This is a genomic window from Curtobacterium sp. WHRI 8282 (assembly GCF_040223925.2).
GTDB lineage: Bacteria > Actinomycetota > Actinomycetes > Actinomycetales > Microbacteriaceae > Curtobacterium > Curtobacterium flaccumfaciens.
In genome coordinates this window covers 829,363-846,315 of sequence record NZ_JBEHCD020000001.1, presented here as the reverse complement: position 1 = coordinate 846,315, position 16,953 = coordinate 829,363, and the positions used below count along the sequence as shown (strand labels likewise).

18 protein-coding genes are annotated in these 16,953 nt (G+C 72.1%); 7 read left to right on the top strand and 11 right to left on the bottom strand.

Annotation, left to right across the window (positions count from 1 at the left end; all coding sequences use genetic code 11):
- Positions 1–75 precede the first annotated feature (75 nt).
- Positions 76–1,440 (bottom strand): hypothetical protein, encoded by a 1,365-nt coding sequence (locus tag ABRP24_RS04150; RefSeq protein ID WP_349847535.1) that lies wholly within the window; start codon positions 1,438–1,440, stop codon positions 76–78.
- Positions 1,441–1,539: 99 nt separating this feature from the next.
- Here ABRP24_RS04150 and ABRP24_RS04145 point away from each other — a divergent pair, with 99 nt between their 5' ends.
- Positions 1,540–2,397, top strand: coding sequence for an NAD-dependent epimerase/dehydratase family protein (locus tag ABRP24_RS04145; RefSeq protein ID WP_349847537.1), 858 nt, complete (start codon positions 1,540–1,542; stop codon positions 2,395–2,397).
- 107 nt (positions 2,398–2,504) lie between these two features.
- Here the strand turns inward: ABRP24_RS04145 and ABRP24_RS04140 are convergent, their stop codons facing one another.
- Positions 2,505–3,470, bottom strand: a complete 966-nt coding sequence (locus ABRP24_RS04140; protein WP_301566157.1) for a DNA-3-methyladenine glycosylase 2 family protein — start codon at positions 3,468–3,470, stop codon at positions 2,505–2,507.
- 75 nt (positions 3,471–3,545) lie between these two features.
- Between ABRP24_RS04140 and ABRP24_RS04135 the strand changes: the two genes are divergently transcribed.
- The 6 genes from ABRP24_RS04135 to ABRP24_RS04110 all read left to right on the top strand — a co-directional run bounded on the left by ABRP24_RS04135 (position 3,546) and on the right by ABRP24_RS04110 (position 9,567).
- Positions 3,546–4,574: a 6-phosphofructokinase gene (locus tag ABRP24_RS04135; protein ID WP_111028748.1), complete on the top strand. Its 1,029-nt coding sequence runs from the start codon at positions 3,546–3,548 to the stop codon at positions 4,572–4,574.
- 333 nt (positions 4,575–4,907) lie between these two features.
- On the top strand, positions 4,908–5,885 hold the full coding sequence (locus tag ABRP24_RS04130; protein ID WP_349847540.1) for an MDR family oxidoreductase: 978 nt from the start codon (positions 4,908–4,910) through the stop codon (positions 5,883–5,885).
- Positions 5,886–5,977: 92 nt separating this feature from the next.
- On the top strand, positions 5,978–6,646 hold the full coding sequence (locus tag ABRP24_RS04125) for a GntR family transcriptional regulator (protein WP_349847542.1): 669 nt from the start codon (positions 5,978–5,980) through the stop codon (positions 6,644–6,646).
- A gap of 5 nt (positions 6,647–6,651) precedes the next feature.
- The gene (locus ABRP24_RS04120) at positions 6,652–7,974 is read left to right on the top strand and encodes a hypothetical protein (RefSeq protein WP_349847544.1); all 1,323 of its coding nucleotides are present in this window, start codon (positions 6,652–6,654) and stop codon (positions 7,972–7,974) included.
- Positions 7,971–8,768 carry an ABC transporter ATP-binding protein gene (locus ABRP24_RS04115; protein WP_138802278.1) on the top strand — a complete coding sequence of 266 codons (798 nt, stop codon included), beginning with the start codon at positions 7,971–7,973 and terminating at the stop codon, positions 8,766–8,768. The genes ABRP24_RS04120 and ABRP24_RS04115 overlap by 4 nt, the downstream gene beginning before the upstream one ends.
- A gap of 100 nt (positions 8,769–8,868) precedes the next feature.
- Positions 8,869–9,567, top strand: coding sequence for a hypothetical protein (locus tag ABRP24_RS04110; RefSeq protein WP_349847546.1), 699 nt, complete (start codon positions 8,869–8,871; stop codon positions 9,565–9,567).
- Positions 9,568–9,612: 45 nt separating this feature from the next.
- On the opposite strand, the gene hemL is transcribed toward ABRP24_RS04110, so the two are convergent.
- The 9 genes from hemL to ABRP24_RS04065 all read right to left on the bottom strand — a co-directional run bounded on the left by hemL (position 9,613) and on the right by ABRP24_RS04065 (position 16,928).
- Positions 9,613–10,944 (bottom strand): glutamate-1-semialdehyde 2,1-aminomutase, encoded by a 1,332-nt coding sequence (hemL, locus tag ABRP24_RS04105; RefSeq protein WP_027467030.1) that lies wholly within the window; start codon positions 10,942–10,944, stop codon positions 9,613–9,615.
- The gene (gene hemB / locus ABRP24_RS04100) at positions 10,941–11,996 is read right to left on the bottom strand and encodes a porphobilinogen synthase (RefSeq protein ID WP_349847549.1); all 1,056 of its coding nucleotides are present in this window, start codon (positions 11,994–11,996) and stop codon (positions 10,941–10,943) included. The genes hemL and hemB overlap by 4 nt, the downstream gene beginning before the upstream one ends.
- A complete protein-coding gene (locus tag ABRP24_RS04095; RefSeq protein WP_349847551.1) occupies positions 11,993–12,574 on the bottom strand; it encodes a uroporphyrinogen-III synthase in 582 nt (193 codons plus the stop codon). Before ABRP24_RS04095 ends, hemB begins: the two co-directional genes overlap by 4 nt.
- Positions 12,575–12,832: 258 nt before the next feature.
- The gene (hemC, locus tag ABRP24_RS04090; RefSeq protein ID WP_232536557.1) at positions 12,833–13,885 is read right to left on the bottom strand and encodes a hydroxymethylbilane synthase; all 1,053 of its coding nucleotides are present in this window, start codon (positions 13,883–13,885) and stop codon (positions 12,833–12,835) included.
- Positions 13,882–15,114, bottom strand: coding sequence for a ferrochelatase (locus ABRP24_RS04085; protein WP_027467028.1), 1,233 nt, complete (start codon positions 15,112–15,114; stop codon positions 13,882–13,884). The genes hemC and ABRP24_RS04085 overlap by 4 nt, the downstream gene beginning before the upstream one ends.
- Entirely contained in the window at positions 15,111–15,878 is a 768-nt protein-coding gene (gene hemQ, locus ABRP24_RS04080) for a hydrogen peroxide-dependent heme synthase (RefSeq protein WP_228513031.1), read from the bottom strand. Before hemQ ends, ABRP24_RS04085 begins: the two co-directional genes overlap by 4 nt.
- Before the next feature lie 68 nt (positions 15,879–15,946).
- Complete coding sequence (locus ABRP24_RS04075; RefSeq protein ID WP_027467026.1) at positions 15,947–16,177, bottom strand: DUF3618 domain-containing protein; 231 nt, start codon at positions 16,175–16,177, stop codon at positions 15,947–15,949.
- 41 nt (positions 16,178–16,218) lie between these two features.
- On the bottom strand, positions 16,219–16,677 hold the full coding sequence (locus ABRP24_RS04070; protein ID WP_349847555.1) for a phage holin family protein: 459 nt from the start codon (positions 16,675–16,677) through the stop codon (positions 16,219–16,221).
- Positions 16,674–16,928 (bottom strand): hypothetical protein, encoded by a 255-nt coding sequence (locus ABRP24_RS04065; protein WP_017887727.1) that lies wholly within the window; start codon positions 16,926–16,928, stop codon positions 16,674–16,676. Before ABRP24_RS04065 ends, ABRP24_RS04070 begins: the two co-directional genes overlap by 4 nt.
- Between the last annotated feature and the right edge of the window lie 25 nt (positions 16,929–16,953).

Below are 16,953 nucleotides of genomic sequence, written 5' to 3'. Positions count from 1 at the left end.
CCGACCACCCCGATGGGCGGTCGGCGGCTGGTCGGGCGGTCAGTCAGCGGTTCGGCCCGCCGGCAGGTCGGCCGGTCAGCGACCGCTGAGGTCGTAGGGACGCACCGTCGGGTCGACCGTCGTCAGGTACCCGCCCCCGGCGAGCGCCGTCGGCAGCGTGATGGTGCGGAGCACGGAGGGCTTCGTGCCGGTGGTGTCGATCTGGGTGATCTCCCCCTCGTCACCCCGCGTCACGAACACACTGCGGCCGTCGTCGGTCGCCGCGGTGAACCGCACCGAGGCCCCGGTGGCCGGCTGTCCGGCGACGGGACCCTTGCGCAACGGCGTGAGCGGGACCGAGGTCGTCCGGCCGGAGTAGACGCCGTCGGCCTGCTTCCGCACCAGGACGAGCGAGTCTCCGGTGCCCGACGTCAGCGCGACGGCGGCGAACCGGGCGGTGACGGCGACACGGGTGAAGGACCCGGTGCCGAGGTCGACGCTGCGGATCCTGCTCGAGGACGTCGACGAGGTGGTCAGGTACGCGGGGACGGCGTTCCACGGGGTGCCCGCAGCCGTGCTGCCGGCCTGGGTGCCGACCACGGTCGTCCCGTCCGGCGCCATGCGGGGCCGGTAGCTCTGCACGCTCGGCTTCGGGTACGCGACGGACCGGGAGCCCGTGAAGCCGGTCCGCGTCACCCGGACGGTCTGCACGCCGGCGGCCAGGTCGGACCCGATCACGGTCCCGGTGGCGTTCACGATCGGGCCGTGCGGGTAGGCACCCAGGGGCGTGGTCGCGACGGGGCGCGGGTGCGTCGCGCCGCGCATGATCGCGGACACGGAGTAGGCGTCGAGGCGTCCGCCCGCGGTGACGACCAGGCGCAGGGGGCTGCCGACCAGGAACGTCTCGACCTCTTCGGTGCCGCGCTTGCCCGTCGTGGCGAGCTGCACCGTCGAGGTGTCGATCCGGGCGGTGCGCTCCACCTTCCGTTGCAGGTCGATGACCGTGACCCGCTGCCGCTCGGAGCCGTCGAAGTCGGAGCCGACCGCCAGGTGCCGGCGTGCGGTGTCGGTCGACAACCAGCCGGCACGCTCCCAGCGCCCGTCGGCGTTGGGGATCGCGTAGTGCTGCGCGATCCGCGCGGTGCCGCGGGGACCGATCGCCATGACGTCGAGCTGCGGCTTCGACTCGTCCATGAACGCGATCCGCCCGTGGCCGAGCTGCACGGAGCCCGCGTGGGTGCCGAACTCGATCCCGCTCAGGGTGGCGGTCCGCCGACCGGTCACGGCGTCGTTGACGTACACGCGCTTCGCCGTCGGGTCAGCCGTGACGAGCCAGCTGTGGTGGGCGGTCCGTGTCACGGCGGGTGCAGCCGACGCGGGGACGGCGATCGCGGTGGCGATGAGGGGGACGAGCCCGGCCAGGACGAGCGCGGGGAGGAGACGCAGGGATCGAGGGGACATGGAACTCCTGTCGAGAAGACCGGACGGTGATCGTCCAGTTGAGAACCATTATCACCAAGCTCCCCGCCTTCCACCATGAGACCGTGCCAAGGTCGAGCCGTGCAGAACTCCACGACAGTCGTCATCGCCGGATGCGGCGACCTCGGGACCGAAGCCGGCCTGCGCTTCGCCGACCTGGGCCACCACGTGATCGGACTCCGCCGCCGCGCCGAGCTGATCCCCGCGCCGATCACCGGCCGGAGCGTCGACCTTCGACACGAGGTCCCCGAGATCCCGGCCGACACGAGCGTCGTCGTCGTGGCCTTCGCCGCCGGCAGCCGCGACGTCGACGAGTACCGCGCCACCTACGTCGACGGGCTGCGCAACGTGCTCGACGGCATCGACGCCTCGGACGCCGACCCCCGGGTGCTCGTCGTGTCCTCGACCGCCGTGTACGACGTCTCGGACGGCAGCGAGGTCACCGAGGAAACTCCGGCGCGCGGTGCGACCCCGACCGCCGAGGTCCTGGTCGAGGCCGAGGTCCTGCTGCGCGAACGCGCTCCCGGCGCCGTGCTGGTCCGGCTGTCGGGCGTCTACGGTCCGGGCCGCGAGCGGCTCATCGACCAGGTCCGGTCCGGTGCCGCACGGCTGGCGCAGGGGACCTCACCGCACACGAACCGCATCCACCGCGACGACGCTGCCGCAGCGCTCGTGCACCTGGCGGCCCTGCCGGACCCGGCACCGCTCTACCTGGGCACCGACGACGAACCGAGCCGGCTGGACGACGTGCTGCGGTTCCTGGCCGAGGAACTCCACGTCGCCGAGCCGTCGACGGGCGACGGTGACGCGCGGCAGGCCGGCGGCGACAAGCGCCTGTCGAACGCGCTGCTCCGGTCGACGGGATGGACACCGCGGTACCCGACGTTCCGCGAGGGCTACCGCGCCGTGCTGGCGGGCGAGGGCACCCGTCACCCCTGACGCCCTGCGGGACACCGGTGTTCGCACTCCGAACACCCACGTGCCGGTGTGCAAAGCGCGAACACCGGTGTTTTGCGGACCCATACACACCCGCCCGACAGACGCGCTCAGTGCCCCCGGTGGTCCTGGATCGTGATCCGCGGCCCGAACGACGGCTTCCGGAACCCGGAGCCGCCGATCAACCGCACGACACGCTCCCGGTGCCCGCGCCAGGGTTCGAGCAGCTCGAGCATCCCGTCGTCGTCCACGGGGGCACCGGTCAGCGCCCACCCGACGAGCGCCGGCACGTGGAAGTCCCCCACGCTCGGCGAGTCCGGGTCACCGTGGGAGCGCTGCGCGGTCTCGGCGGCGGTCCACCGACCGACCCCGGGGATCGACTGCAGCTTCGTGGAGACGACCTCGCCGCCGCGGCCGTGCACCAGGGTCCGTTCGAGTGCCGGCGCGAGCTTCACGGCGCGCATCACGGTGGCCGAGCGCCCCGGTTCGATGCCCGCCCGGTGCCACTCCCAGCTCGGGATCCGCGCCCACGTCGGAGCGTCCGGCGGCACCATCATGCCCGCGGGTGCCGGACCGGGCGCCGGGGTGCCGTGCCGACGGAGCAGGTACCGCCACGCGCCCCACGCCTGGCGCGAGGTCACCTTCTGCTCCATGATCGCCGGCACGAGCATCGCGACCACGGTGTTCGTGCGGAGCAGCCGGAGCCCGGGCTGCCGGTGTCGTGCCGCGGCGAGGAACTCGTTGCCGGAGACGTCGAACGACGACCAGTCGTCGCCGCGTCCGAGCAGATCGGGGGCGTGCTCGACCGCCCACGGGGCTCCGCTGCCCCACGCCGACACCGCGATGGTGTCGCCGGCACGCCGGATCGCCACGGAAGCGGGACCGGAGGGCGTGCGCAGCGCGAGCCACACGACGCCGCCGACCACCTGGAAGGCCGGGTCGCCGGAGCCGCGCTGCAGGGGCCGCAGGGTCGACGCGACGTCCACCGCGCCTCCAGGCCGGTACACCGTGTCGACGCGAGACGCGTCACCGGACGCACCAGCGGCGTCGACGGCGGCGGAAGCGAGCAGGGACACACGGGGATGGTAATGCGGAACCACCGTCAGTCATGATGGGCACTGATCCCCACCACCCGACGACGGAAGTTCACCATGCGCATCGGCATCCTCACCTCCGGAGGCGACTGCCCCGGCCTGAACGCGGTCATCCGCGCGATCGTCCTCAAGGGCATCGCCATCTACGGACACGACTTCGTCGGCTTCCGCGACGGGTGGCGCGGGGTGGTCGACGGCGACATCGTCCCGCTCGGCCGCAAGGACATCCAGGGCATCGCGAAGCAGGGCGGCACGATCCTCGGCACCAGCCGCACGAACCCGTTCGAGGGCCCCAACGGCGGGTTCGAGAACATCTCCGCGACCCTGCAGCGGCACGGCATCGACGCGATCGTGGCGATCGGCGGCGAGGGCACCCTGGCCGCCGCGAAGCGCCTGACCGACGCCGGCCTGAAGATCGTGGGCGTGCCGAAGACGGTCGACAACGACCTGGGCGCGACCGACTACACGTTCGGCTTCGACACCGCCGTCGCCATCGCGACCGAGGCGATGGACCGCCTGCGCACCACCGGTGAGTCGCACTCGCGCTGCATGGTCGCCGAGGTGATGGGCCGGCACGTGGGCTGGATCGCGTTGCACTCCGGCATGGCCGCGGGCGCGCACGCGATCCTCATCCCCGAGCAGAAGACGAGCATGGAACAGATCGCGAAGTGGGTGCGGGCCGCCTACGACCGCGGTCGCGCACCGCTCGTGGTGGTGGCCGAGGGCTTCGTCCCCGACCACGAGGACACGGCGCACACGGAGCGCGGGCTCGACGCCTTCGGGCGCCCGCGGCTCGGCGGCATCGGCGAGCGCCTCGCGCCGCTCATCGAGGAGATGACGGGCATCGAGACGCGGGCCACGACCCTGGGGCACATCCAGCGCGGTGGCACGCCGACCGCGTACGACCGGGTGCTGTCGACCCGGCTCGGGCTGGCGGCGATCGACTCGGTAGTCGAGGAGCGCTGGGGCCGGATGGTGGCGCTGCGGGGCACCGAGATCGAGCACGTCTCGTTCGAGGAGGCGCTCGGCGAGCTCAAGACCGTCCCGCAGGCGCGGTTCGACGAGGCCGCCATCATGTTCGGCTGAGTGGGGCGGGCTGGGGGCGGGGTCGGGGCGGGGCTGGGGTCGGGGCGGGGCTGGGCTGGGCGGTTTCGGGCGTACCTGGTCGAATCGGGCGTACCTGGTCGGATGTTCTGACCCGGTACGCCCGAATCCACCAGGCATCGCACGCGTTCTGGGAAAGAACGGACAGGTTGCTGGGCGCGCCGACTCTGCGCCGGGTCAGATCGGGCGTACCTGGGCGAACCGGGCGTACCTGGTCGGATGTTCTGCCCCGGTACGCCCGAATCCACCAGGCATCGCGCGCGTTCTGGGAAAGAACGGGCAGGCCGCCGGGAGGCCCGGGGTAGCGTCCGGCGCATGACCCGCGCCGTCCTCGTGTCCAGTACAGCCCCGCCCACCGTCACCGACGTCGACCTGCCGGATCCGGCCGAGGGCGAGGCCCTCGTCGACGTCACCTACTCGAGCGTCAACTACAAGGACGGCCTGGCCCTCGCACGGAACCCCGGTGTCGCCCGGCTCGATCCACTCGTGCCGGGGATCGACGTCGTCGGCACGGTGTCGGGGCTCGGGCCGGGCGTGCACGAGGTCGCGATCGGTGACCGGGTGGTGTTGAACGGCGCTGGCCTGGGTGAGACCCGGCACGGGGGCTGGGCAACGCAGGCCGTGGTGCCGTCCGCGTCGCTCGTCGTACTGCCCGAGGCGATCGACGACTCGTTCGCGGCGGCCATCGGCACCGCGGGGTTCACGGCGATGCTCAGTGTGCTGGCGCTCGAGCGCTTCGTCGCACCGGACGACGGGCCGGTGCTGGTGACCGGGGCATCCGGCGGCGTCGGCACCGTGGCGATCGCACTGCTGGCGGCCCGCGGGTACCGGGTCACGGCGTCGACCGGTCGCGCCGCCAACACGGACTCGCTCCGCCGACTCGGGGCAACCGAGGTGATCGACCGCGGCACCCTGTCCGAGCCGGGCAAGCCGATGCAGCGCGCCACCTGGGCCGGAGCGGTGGACAGCGTCGGCGGGGCCACGCTGACGAACGTCCTGGCCTCGACCAGGTGGGGCGGTGCGGTGACGGCGTGCGGGCTGGCGCAGGACGCAGCGCTGCCGACGACCGTGCTGCCGTTCATCCTGCGGTCGGTCTCGCTGCTCGGGATCAACTCCGTCGATGCCCCGCTCGAGCTCCGACGTCGAGCGTGGGACCGGCTCGCGACCGACCTCGACGCGGCGCTCCTGGCCGACGTCACCCGCACGGTCACGCCCGAGCAGGCCATCGCGGTGGGAGCCGAGGTCGTCGCAGGCCGGGTGCACGGCCGGACGGTCGTCGCCGTGGCGGGCTGATCCGGAAAGCTTCTCCAGCGGTTGATTTAGCAAACGTTTGCATATTGGCACGCTAGGATTTCGAGTGTCGATTTCGTCCTCGAGGAGATGACATGCCGGTCCCCAAGTCCACCGTGGAGAGTTCTCCCCGGAAGCTCCTGCGCGACGTCGTCTACGACAAGATGCTCGCGGCCCTGCGCGACGGCACACTGCAGCACGGCGAGCGCCTGAACGACGACGAGCTGGTCCAGTGGCTGGGTGTGAGTCGCACCCCGATCCGCGAGGCGATCGCGAAGCTCGTCGACATCGGCCTGGTCGAGATGGAGGCGAACCGGTACACCCGCGTCGCCACCCCGACCTTCGAGGACTGGGTCATCGCGACCCGCGCGACCGCCGGGTTCTTCGAGCTCAGCCTGCGCTGGGGCGTCCCCGAGTACAGCGACGAGGACGTCGACGCCCTCACCGTGCTGCTCGACAAGGCCGACCGCATGCGCAAGGTGCGGGACTACGGCTTCAGCGGCGCCCTCACCGAGATCATCGAGTTCGCCGTCGAGCACTCCGGGAACCCCCTGGTGCAGAACGCGGCCGTCGGCGCCATGGAGCGGGTCCGCTTCACGCTCAACCCCACGCCGGCGTTCGAGCAGTACGGATCCGAGGCGTTCTTCTCGATCCTGCACGAAGCCCTCTCCGAACGCGACGGCGAAGGCGCTGCCGAGGCCGGACGCGCCCTCACCCGCAACTTCGAACAGCACATCGAGGCGGTCCGCGCCGACCGCGGCTGATCCCCGTGGTCGACGGCGAGTGGGGTGACGCCGACCCGTGGGCGGCGTCGAACGACGACGCGTACGAGGCGCTGCTCGCCCATGTCCGCGCCGGGCCCCGCGGACCCGTCGCCGTCGACCTCGACGCGATGCGCTGGGCATGGGCCGTCCCGCACGGCCACGTGCGGGGTGCGGCCGCACGTCTGGAGGACCTGGGGCTACTGACCCGACGTCCGGACGACACGTGGCTGTACGAGGAACTGTCCGACGCCGACCTGTCGGATGCGCTCGACGACTGGATCGCGCTGATCGGCCCGGCGCTCCGGACCACGATCCCGACGCTCACCGCCGAGCAGCGCGGCGAGTACGAGCGCTTGGTCGCACGTGCCGCACTGACCGCGGCCCTGCGGCTGCCGGAGCGCCCCACGGCTTTCTCCGCCACCTGCCAGTTCTGGTTCGACCACTGCCCGAACGCCCTGGTCCGCGACCTCGGCCATCGGGCGTTCGAGCGGTTGCGCTGGGCCCGCGTGCCGACCCGGGCTTGGTCGGTCCACGACGTCGACGCCTGGTTCACCACGTCCACCCGGGCGCTGGACACCGGCGACCCGGCCGACGCCACCGCGGCAGCCGAGGTACTTGACGATCTGTTCGACGTCCACCGCCGGAACATCGGGGTCCCCCGGACCAGTCGACCGGCCGATGACGCCTCCGAACGGCGCGCGGGTGCCGTGCACCGCGCGCTCCTCCGCGACGTGCGTTCGGGTTCGCTGCCAGCGGGCTCGACGCACTCGCTCGAGGGCCTGGTGGTCCGGACAGGAGCCCCGCCCCAGGCGGTGCTCGAAGCGGTCCGGTGGCTGCACGACCTCGGCCTGGTCGAGGGCGGCGGCGGTGGGTACCGTGTCGTCGAGCCGTCGCTCACCACCTGGCGCGACACGATGGAGCTGATCAGCGGGGTGTTCGCCCACGCGACCGTCCGCGTCCTGCCCGGCCTCGACGGTCCGGCGCTCGACGAGTTCCACCGGCTGGTGGAACGCGCCCGCGCCGACGGCCAGGTCCGCGACCACCGCTACACCGAGAGCGCCTTCGCCGTCACCCGGTTCCTGTCCGAGCAGTCCGGCAACCGCTGGACGCGTGCGGCGCTGCGCCTCGTGATGTCCAGGCTCGCGTACGCACTGCCCGAGGCTCCGGCGTTCCGGCAGTGGGACGCGGAGGCACTCTGGCTCTCGCTCGACGCCACCGCCGGCAGCGGTGCCGTCGGGACCGCTCGGCTCGCAGCTCGCTTGTTCGTCGACGTCGCACGGGCGCACGTGGACGACGTCACGGCGCGGTGGGGCACGATGGGGTCATGACCGACGCGCACGACGACGTCCTGATCCACGCCACCGGGGTCCGCGTCACGCGCTCCGGCCGCGACCTGCTGCACGACGTCGACCTGACCGTCCGGCGCGGGGAGCACTGGGCGCTGCTCGGACCGAACGGTGCCGGCAAGTCCACGCTGCTGGCCGTCCTCGGCGCGACCGGGCACCCCACCGCCGGCACGGTCGAGGTCCTCGGTCGCCGCCTCGGACGCGTCGACGTCCGCGAACTCCGGGAGCACATCGGCCACGTCGACCCTCGGCACCGGATGCTCTCGCCGCTCACGGTGCTCGAGACGGTGCTCACCGGGCTGACCGGCACGACGGACCTCATGATGCGGTGGGAGCCCTCGGCCGAGCAGGTCGCGCTGGCCGAGCAGCACATCGCAGACGTCGGACTCAGCGCACGACGGGACGCCCGCTGGCCGGTGCTGTCGCAGGGTGAGCGGGGACGCGCCCTCATCGCCCGCGCTCTGATGTCCGAACCCCAGCTGCTGCTGCTCGACGAGCCGGCGACCGGCCTCGACGTCGCCGCACGGGAGCACCTGCTCGAGACCGTCGACGCGCTGCGGCACCGGCACCCCGAGCTGGGGAGCGTCATGGTGACCCACCACCTGGAGGACCTGCCGGCCTCGACGTCGCACGCGATGCTGCTCCGTGACGGCGCCGTCGTTGCCCAGGGCACCTCGGACGAGGTCATCACGTCGTCGGCGGTGTCGCACGCGTTCGACTTCCCGCTCGCGATCCTGCGGTCGGAAGGGCGCTGGGCGGCACGCCGATCCGCCTGACGCGTGCTTGAATGGCCGTTCAGTGTCCGCGGCCCGTGTCGGGGAGGGACCCCGGCACCGCACCACGGTGTCACGCCGCGGACCGTCACCAGGGGGAACCATGACGAACACGCCGCCGCCCTACCCGGGGTCCGAGCCGCAGCCGAACGACGGGCAGCCGAACACGGGCCAGCCGAACACGGGCCAGCCGACCGGTCAGCAGTACCCGCAGCAGCCCGCCGGCCAGCCCCAGCAGCAGCCCGCCGGCCAGCCCTACGCGCAGCAGCAGCAGCAGCAGCAGCAGCCCGTCGGCCAGCCGTACCAGCAGCAGCAGCCCGCCGGCCAGCCCTACCAGGCCCCGGCCGGAGCCGCTCCCTACGCACCCCCGCCCAAGTCGTCCTCCCGCGGCAAGCGCGTCCTGATCTCGGTGCTCGGCGTCGTCGTGGCCGTGGTGGTGGCGTTCCTCGTCCGCCAGGGCCTCAACGCGGCCTTCAGCGACTCCACGGAAGAGAAGGTCTCGAAGGCCGTCGAGCAGATCCGCGAGCAGAGCGACCTGCCCAAGCAGGTCGACTCCGTCACGACGTGGACCGGGATCGAGGCCGAGGGCGCCGCGATCCACTACGACTACACGGTGTCGTCGAACGTCGACCCGGCCTCGATCACCGAGGGGGCCATCCGCGACGCCGTCGGGCCGAACCTCTGCTCGAACAGCGAGACGAAGAAGCTCCTCGACGAGGACGTCGACATGCGGTACACCTACAAGTTCGAGGGTTCGTCGAAGACCGTCGACACGACCTTCACGAAGGCCGACTGCTCCTGAGCCCCGACGCCCGTCACGCGGTCGCGGCGGCAGCCTCCGCGCCCGTCACGCGGTCGCGGCGGCAGCAGCCCTCGCGGCCGCGGGCAGGGCGTCGAGGATCCGTCCGACCGCGCGGTCGTCGTGTGCGGCCGTGACGAACCACGCCTCGAAGACGCTCGGTGGCAGGGTGACCCCGGCGTCGAGCATCGCGTGGAAGAACGGCGCGTAGCGGAACACGTCCTGCGCCCGCACGTCGTCGTAGTTCCGCGGTGCCTGCTCGGTGAACGCGAACGAGAACAGGTTGCCGGCGCGCTGCACGGTGTGGGCGACGCCCTCGGCCGACAGGGCGTCCGACGTGGCCGCGGAGATGACCGCAGCCGTGCGGTTCAGCGACTCGTACACGGACGGCGTCGCGGCCCGCAGCGTGGCGATGCCGGCGGCGACGGCCAACGGGTTCCCCGACAGGGTTCCCGCCTGGTACACCGGCCCGAGCGGGGCGAGGAAGTCCATGACCTCGCGCCGACCGCCGAGGGCGGCGAGCGGCATGCCACCGCCGATGACCTTGCCGAACGTGATGAGGTCGGGCTTCCACCCGGCACCGTCCGGCACGACCTTCGACGCTTCGAGGCCCCACCAGCCAGCAGCACCGACGCGGAACCCGGTCAGGACCTCGTCGACGATGAGCAGCGCCCCGTGCGACCGGGTGATCTGCGCCAGGGCACGGTTGAAGCCGCGCTCGGGTGCCAGGACGCCCATGTTCGCGGCGGCGGACTCGACGATGACGGCGGCGATGCGCTCGGAGTGCTCGTCGAAGGCGCGGCGGACGGCGTCGAGGTCGTTGTACGGCAGCACGAGGGTCTGCGCCGCGGTCTCGGCGGTGATGCCCGCACTGCCCGGCATGGCCAGGGTCGCGACGCCGGAGCCAGCCTCGGCCAGCAGGGAGTCGGAGTGGCCGTGGTAGTGCCCGGCGAACTTCACGAGCAGGTCGCGGCCGGTGTAGCCGCGGGCCAGCCGGATCGCCGTCATCGTGGCCTCGGTGCCGGTCGACACCATCCGGAGCTTCTCGATGGGGCCGTCGCCGTCCACCGACACCCGCTGCTTCACCAGTTCGGCAAGCTCGGTCTCACCGGGGGTCGACGCCCCGAACGACAGCCCGCGCGCGGCGGCCTGCTGCACCGCCTCGACCGTGCCGGGGTGGGCATGACCGAGGATCGCGGGGCCCCACGACGCGACGAGGTCGACGTACTCGCGACCCTCGGCGTCGGTGACGTAGGCGCCCTTCGCGGACACCAGGAACCGCGGGGTGCCACCGACCGACCCGTAGGCGCGGACCGGGGAGTTCACACCACCCGGGATCGCGTTCTTGGCACGGCCGAACAGCTGGTCGTTCGTGGTCATTCGGGGGCCTTCCCGGTCGAGGCGATGCCGGCGACGTCCGCGGTGCTGCCCGAGGTGCGGAGGCCCGCTTCCTCGTTGAGCTTCCGCGCGATGTCGACGGCGAAGTAGGTCAGGATCGCGTCGGCACCGGCGCGCTTGATGCCGACGAGCGACTCCATCGCGGCGGCGTCGCGGTCGATCCACCCGTTCTGCGCTGCTGCGGTGATCATCGCGTACTCGCCGGAGATCTGGTACGCCCAGACCGGGACCGGCGAGGTCGCAGCGGTCTCGGCGAGCACGTCGAGGTAGCTCATCGCGGGCTTCACCATCACGATGTCGGCGCCCTCGTCGACGTCGAGCTCGACCTCGCGGAGCCCCTGCCGACCGTTCGCGGCGTCGATCTGGTACGTCCGGCGGTCGCCGACGAGCGACGACGACACGGCCTCGCGGAAGGGCCCGTAGAACGCCGAGGCGTACTTGGCGGCGTAGGCGAGCAGCGCGGTCCCGCTGTGTCCGGCGCCGTCGAGGGCGTCACGTGCTGCGGCGATCTGGCCGTCCATCATGCCGCTCATGCAGACGAGCTCGGCACCGGCCTCGGCCTGCGCGACCGCCATGTCGCGGTAGCGCAGCAGGGTGGCGTCGTTGTCCACGGAGCCGTCGGCTGCCAGCACACCGCAGTGTCCGTGGTCGGTGAACTCGTCGAGGCACAGATCGGACTGCACCACGAGGGCATCCCCCACCTCTTCGCGAGCGACGCGGATCGCCACGTTGAGGATGCCGTCCGGGTCGGTCGCGCCGGAGCCGGTGGCGTCCTTCGTGGTCGGGACGCCGAACAGGTTCACGCCACCCACACCGACCGACGCGGCGTCGACCAGCGCGCGGCGGAACGAGTCGAGGGAGTGCTGCTGCACCCCCGGCATGCTCGAGATGTCCACGGCGTCGGTCGCGCCTTCGCGGATGAACATCGGCAGCACGAGCTCGGCCGGGTGGAGCCGGGTCTCGGCCACGAGTCGTCGCATCGCGGGGGTGGCGCGGAGCCGACGGGGGCGGACCTGGGGGAAGCGTCCAGTCACGGGTGACCTTCCTGGTGGGGGGTGGTTGGGTTCAGTGCCTCGACGACGGCGTCGAGCAGGGCTTCTGCGGACCGAGTGCGTCCGACCGCGTGCACGGGCAGTCCGGCCGCACGGGCGTCGGTCGCGGTCCCGGGGCCGATGCAGGCCACGATGGTGCGGGGGTCGAGCGGGGCCATCCGGCGGGCGATCTCGCGGGCAACGCTGCCGCTCGTCACGAGCACCGCAGCGGGCGTCGTCTCGAGGGTGATCGGCTCGTCGCCGGTCCCCACGGTACGGTACGCGACCACGTCGTCCACGTCGATGCCGCGGGCACGGAGGCCGTCGACGAGCGTGGGTGCGGCGATCTCGGAGCGGGGGAACAGCACGGTACCGTCGGTGTCCGGCAACTCCTGCACCAGGCCGGCTGCGGACGTCTCGGTCGGCACCAGGTCGACGACCCAGCCCGCAGCGCGCGCGGCACGGGCGGTCGGCTCGCCGACCGCAGCGACGCGCACCCCGGCCGGGAGGCCCGCCACGCGTTCCGACAGGACCGTCACCGCTGTCGCACTGGTCACCACCACCCATGCGTAACCAGCCACAGGGGTTCGTTCACCGACCGGCGCGGGCGATCCGTTCCTCCCGACCGCACCGGAGGCGACCAGGCGGCCGACCGCAGCGTCGAGTGCGGAGGGATCGGACGGCGGAGCGTCCGTGATGAGGGGGACGACGACGGGCGCGAGCCCTCGGGCCCGCGCCGCTTCGGCGACCCGGTCCCCCCACGCACCGCCACGCGGGACGAGGACGACCGGGGGTCGCGCCTCGTCCGTCGCGGTGGTGGAGGGTTCCGTGGTGACCGCCTACTCGGCCGGCGTCGCGAGGCCGGGACCCGCGGTGTACGGCCCGTCCGTGGTGTCCTCGGCGACGGTGGTCGCCAGGTCGGCGAGGTCGGCAGCGCCGTTCTCGAGCAGCTCGGTCGCCACGCGGCCGCCGACTGCGAGCGCCTCGTCGAGACGCTCCTGCGCCGACCCGTCGAGCACGGCCGCGTGCGACGCGGTGCGGTACTCGGTGCCGTCGGGGCGGTAGACGGTCGCGGACACGAGCAGCAGTTCGGCGTCCACGACGGCCGTCGCACCGATCGGGGCGGAGCAGCCGGCCTCGAGCTTGGCGAGGACCTCGCGCTCGGCCGTCACCGTCAGGCGGGTGGGCGCGTGCTCGATCTTGCGGAGAGCGGCGAGCAGCCCACGGTCGGTCTCGTCCGAGCGGATCTCCACCGCGAGCGCGCCCTGTCCGGGAGCACTGGGCCAGAAGCCGAGGTCGAGCAGTTCGGTGGCAGCTGACAGGCGGTCGATGCGCCCGAGGCCGGCGGCGGCGAGCACCACGGCGTCGAGGTCGTCGTCCACCCGGCCGAGGCGGGTGTCGATGTTGCCGCGGATGTCGACCACGTCGAGGTCGGGGCGCTGCGCACGGAGCTGCGCGGCACGGCGGGGCGAACCCGTGCCGACCTTCGCGCCCTCGGGCAGGGTGTCGACGGTGGCGCCGTTCCGGGCGACGAGGACGTCACGGGCGTCCGCACGCTTCGGCACGGCACCGATCGTCAGGCCCGGGTACGGCGCGGTCGGCAGGTCCTTGAGCGAGTGCACGAGCACGTCGACCTCGCCCGCGACGAGCGCTTCACGCAGGGCGCTGGCGAAGACACCCGTGCCGCCGAGCGACGCCAGGGAGGCACGGTTCGTGTCGCCCTCGCTCGTGACGGTGACGAGTTCGACGGGCCGACCGGCCGCCTTCGCCAGGCGGTCGGCGACGTCCTGCGACTGCGCGACGGCGAGCCGGCTGGCACGGGTGCCGAGCCGGATCGGGGTCGGGCCGTCGGGCCCGGTGGCGCTGGGGTCGTTCACGGTCGTGTCGGTCACGGAGCGACGCCCGCGGCGGCGGGCTTGAACCCCGCTCGCACGTTCTCGCAGCACCCCGGACGGCACACGTCGTACCAGGGGCCGATGTCGGTCATGTGCGGGCGCTCGGCCTTGGGCGTGCCGTTGACCCGCTCGAGCACCAGGTCGACGAGACCGGACACGTAGGCCGGGTCGATGCCGGGGGTCTGCGTGCGGAGCGACCAGAAGCCGAGCTCACCGGCGGTCTCGGTGGCTTCCTCGTCGAGGTCCCACATGACCTCCATGTGGTCGCTGACGAAGCCGAGCGGGACGATCAGCACGGCACGCGTCGGGCCGCCCTTGAGGTCCTCGTTCATGTAGTCGTTGATGTCGGGCTCGAGCCACGGCTGCGTCGGGGGGCCGGAGCGCGACTGGTAGACGAGCTTCCAGGCGGGCTTCGACGTGCCCTGCAGGTGCGCGTGCTCGGGCTGCTCGAGGAGCTCGGCCCAGGCCTGGTCGAGGACGACCTCGCCGACGGCCAGGTGCTGCGCCTCGTACGCGCCGTGCTCGTCGAACCCGCGGTAGTCGGGGCCCGAGCGGGCGGCGTCGGTCGAGGGGATGGAGTGCGTCGAGAAGAGCACCTGCAGCTCGGTCGCGACGTCGAGGCCCTCGTTCTCGGCGATCGCGCGGGCCATGCCGTCGCGGACGCCGTCGATGAACGGGCGGACGAAGCCCGGGTGGTCGAAGAACTGGCGGATCTTGTCGATCTGGATGGTGTCGATCAGACCGGTCTCGTTGAGCACGCGGGCGTAGTCCTCGCGGTACTGCCGGCAGCTCGAGAACGACGAGTACGCGCTCGTGGCGATGGCGACGAGCTTCGTGTAGCCCTTGTCCGCCGCCTCGGTGAAGGCTTCTTCGAGGTAGGGCTCCCAGTTGCGGTTGCCCCAGAGGACCGGCATGTCGATGCCGCGCGACGCCAGCTCGGCCTCGAGCGCGGCCTTGAGCGCACGGTTCTGCGCGTTGATCGGGCTCACGCCGCCGAAGTGGCGGTAGTGGTGCGCCACCTCTTCGAGACGCTCGTCCGGGATCCCGCGGCCGCGGGTGACGTTGCGCAGGAAGGGGATGACGTCGTCCTGGCCCTCGGGGCCACCGAAGCCGGCGAGCAGGATCGCGTCGTAGGCGGTCGGGGTCTCGACGTGCTCGGGACCGGACGCCGCCGCGGGGGTGGCGGCGAGGACCTGGCCGTTCGTGATCATGCTGGTGTCGGTCATGACAGCACCTCCGGGAGTTCGGCGGTCGTCACGCGACGACCCGTGAAGAAGGGGACCTCTTCGCGCACGTGCATGCGCGCTTCGGTGTAGCGGAGATCGCGCATCAGGTCGACCAGGTCGACGAGGTCCGGGCTCTCGAGCGGCAGGATCCACTCGTAGTCGCTCAGGGCGAAGGTCGCGATGGTGTTCGTGAGCACGCGGCGGTACTTCGCGCCGGCGATGCCGTGGTCGCGGAGCATCTTCGAGCGCTCCTCTTCCGGCAGCAGGTACCACTCGTAGGAGCGGACGAACGGGTACACCGTGATCCACGCCTCGGGGTCCTTGCCGCGCAGGAACGCGGGGGTGTGCCGCTTGTTGAACTCGGCCTCGCGGTGCATGGCCATCACGTGCCAGACCGGCTCGGCGTCCTGGAACAGGCCGGTGCGACGGATCTCGCGCAGCACGGCCTGGATGGCCTGCGCGTCGTCGCCGTGCAGCCAGACCATGACGTCGGCGTCGGCACGGAAGGCCGAGACGTCGTAGAAGCCACGGATCGTGACCCCGCGCTCGGCGGCGCTGGCGATCACGGTGTCGAGTTCGGCCACGGCGTCGTCGCCGACGCGGTGGACCGGACCGAGGGGCCGGCGGAACACTGCCCAGAGGGCGTAGGCCGTCAGCAGGTTCGGGTCGATCCCGGAGTCCGGGTGACCGGTCTCGGCGGGTTCCGTGTGGGGGTGGTCGTGCGCGGGCACGGGCCCGGTGTTCGTGGGCGCGTCGGAGCTCATGGATCCATTGTCCTATCGGTTGCCAGGGTGTTGGCCGCCCCGCATCCGGTGGACCGCGCTCGGGCGGTCTACCGCCGTCGGAGCACCATCACGACGATACCCCCGACCACCGCCACGCCGGCTGCGAGACCGGCCAGGTAGGGCACCGGCTTCTCGTCGAGACCGCGCTTGAACTTCGACGCCGCGATCCCGATCTGCTTCGGGACGTTGAGCTTGTCCTCGATCGCGTCGAGGGTGTCGAACAGCTGGGCGCGGGTCGCGGCGACGCGAGCAGCGAGATCGTCGTGCGGGTCGGTCACGGTTCCTCCGTCGGTGGTGCGGCTGTCGGGGCTGTCGGCGCTCAGGAGCGGCCGTCGACGTCCGGCTTGCGGCTGCCGTACTGCGTCGGCGGGGTCGGCTTCTTGCCGAGGCCCTTCACCGCGTTGATGTCGTCCTTGACGCTGGCGATCGTGCGCTTCGGCGTGATCGGCAGGCCCTTCTTCAGGCGCTTCCAGCCGATCAGGCCGAGGGTCGCGGCGATGATCAGCATCACCACGGCCACCACCAGTGCGGCCAGCCACGCCGGCATCACGGTCGCGAGGCCCATCACGGCTGCGGTCAGCAGGACGCCGATCGCGTAGAGCACGACGACGAGCGCACCGACCAGCAGACCGGCTGCGAGGCCGAAGATCTTCGCCTTCGCGAGCATCTCGGCCTTGAGCAGGTCGATCTCGCCCTTGACCAGGCCCTTGACGAGCTTCGGGACGTCACCGACCAGGCCGAACAGCGAACGCGACTTGCGATCGCGGGTGTCGGTCATGAGGTGGTGGTGTCCTTCTTCTGGCCGACCTTGCGGACGGCCTTCTTGGTCGTCTCACCGATGAACTCGGCGACGTCCGGGGTCTTGTCGGCGATGAAGTCCTCGGCGACGTGCACGCCCTTCTGGACGCCGTTGCTGTTCCAGACCTTGCCGCTGACGGTCTTGATCTGCTCGTACCGCGCCCGTCCGGCTCGCGATCCCAGGACGTACCCGAGTGCGGCGCCGGCGACGAACAGGAGCTTTCCGCGCATGTGCGATTCCTCCGTGCATTGGTTG

What these genes read in the sequence shown, in the direction of transcription:
- ABRP24_RS04150 (WP_349847535.1), bottom strand. Translation starts at nt 1,440, where the DNA reads ATGTCCCCTCGATCCCTGCGTCTCCTCCCCGCGCTCGTCCTGGCCGGG.
- ABRP24_RS04135 (WP_111028748.1), top strand. Translation starts at nt 3,546, where the DNA reads ATGCGCATCGGCATCCTCACCTCCGGAGGCGACTGCCCCGGCCTGAAC.
- ABRP24_RS04130 (WP_349847540.1), top strand. Translation starts at nt 4,908, where the DNA reads ATGACCCGCGCCGTCCTCGTGTCCAGTACAGCCCCGCCCACCGTCACC.
- ABRP24_RS04125 (WP_349847542.1), top strand. Translation starts at nt 5,978, where the DNA reads ATGCCGGTCCCCAAGTCCACCGTGGAGAGTTCTCCCCGGAAGCTCCTG.
- ABRP24_RS04115 (WP_138802278.1), top strand. Translation starts at nt 7,971, where the DNA reads ATGACCGACGCGCACGACGACGTCCTGATCCACGCCACCGGGGTCCGC.
- ABRP24_RS04110 (WP_349847546.1), top strand. Translation starts at nt 8,869, where the DNA reads ATGACGAACACGCCGCCGCCCTACCCGGGGTCCGAGCCGCAGCCGAAC.
- hemL (WP_027467030.1), bottom strand. Translation starts at nt 10,944, where the DNA reads ATGACCACGAACGACCAGCTGTTCGGCCGTGCCAAGAACGCGATCCCG.
- ABRP24_RS04085 (WP_027467028.1), bottom strand. Translation starts at nt 15,114, where the DNA reads ATGACCGACACCAGCATGATCACGAACGGCCAGGTCCTCGCCGCCACC.
- hemQ (WP_228513031.1), bottom strand. Translation starts at nt 15,878, where the DNA reads ATGAGCTCCGACGCGCCCACGAACACCGGGCCCGTGCCCGCGCACGAC.
- ABRP24_RS04070 (WP_349847555.1), bottom strand. Translation starts at nt 16,677, where the DNA reads ATGACCGACACCCGCGATCGCAAGTCGCGTTCGCTGTTCGGCCTGGTC.
- ABRP24_RS04065 (WP_017887727.1), bottom strand. Translation starts at nt 16,928, where the DNA reads ATGCGCGGAAAGCTCCTGTTCGTCGCCGGCGCCGCACTCGGGTACGTC.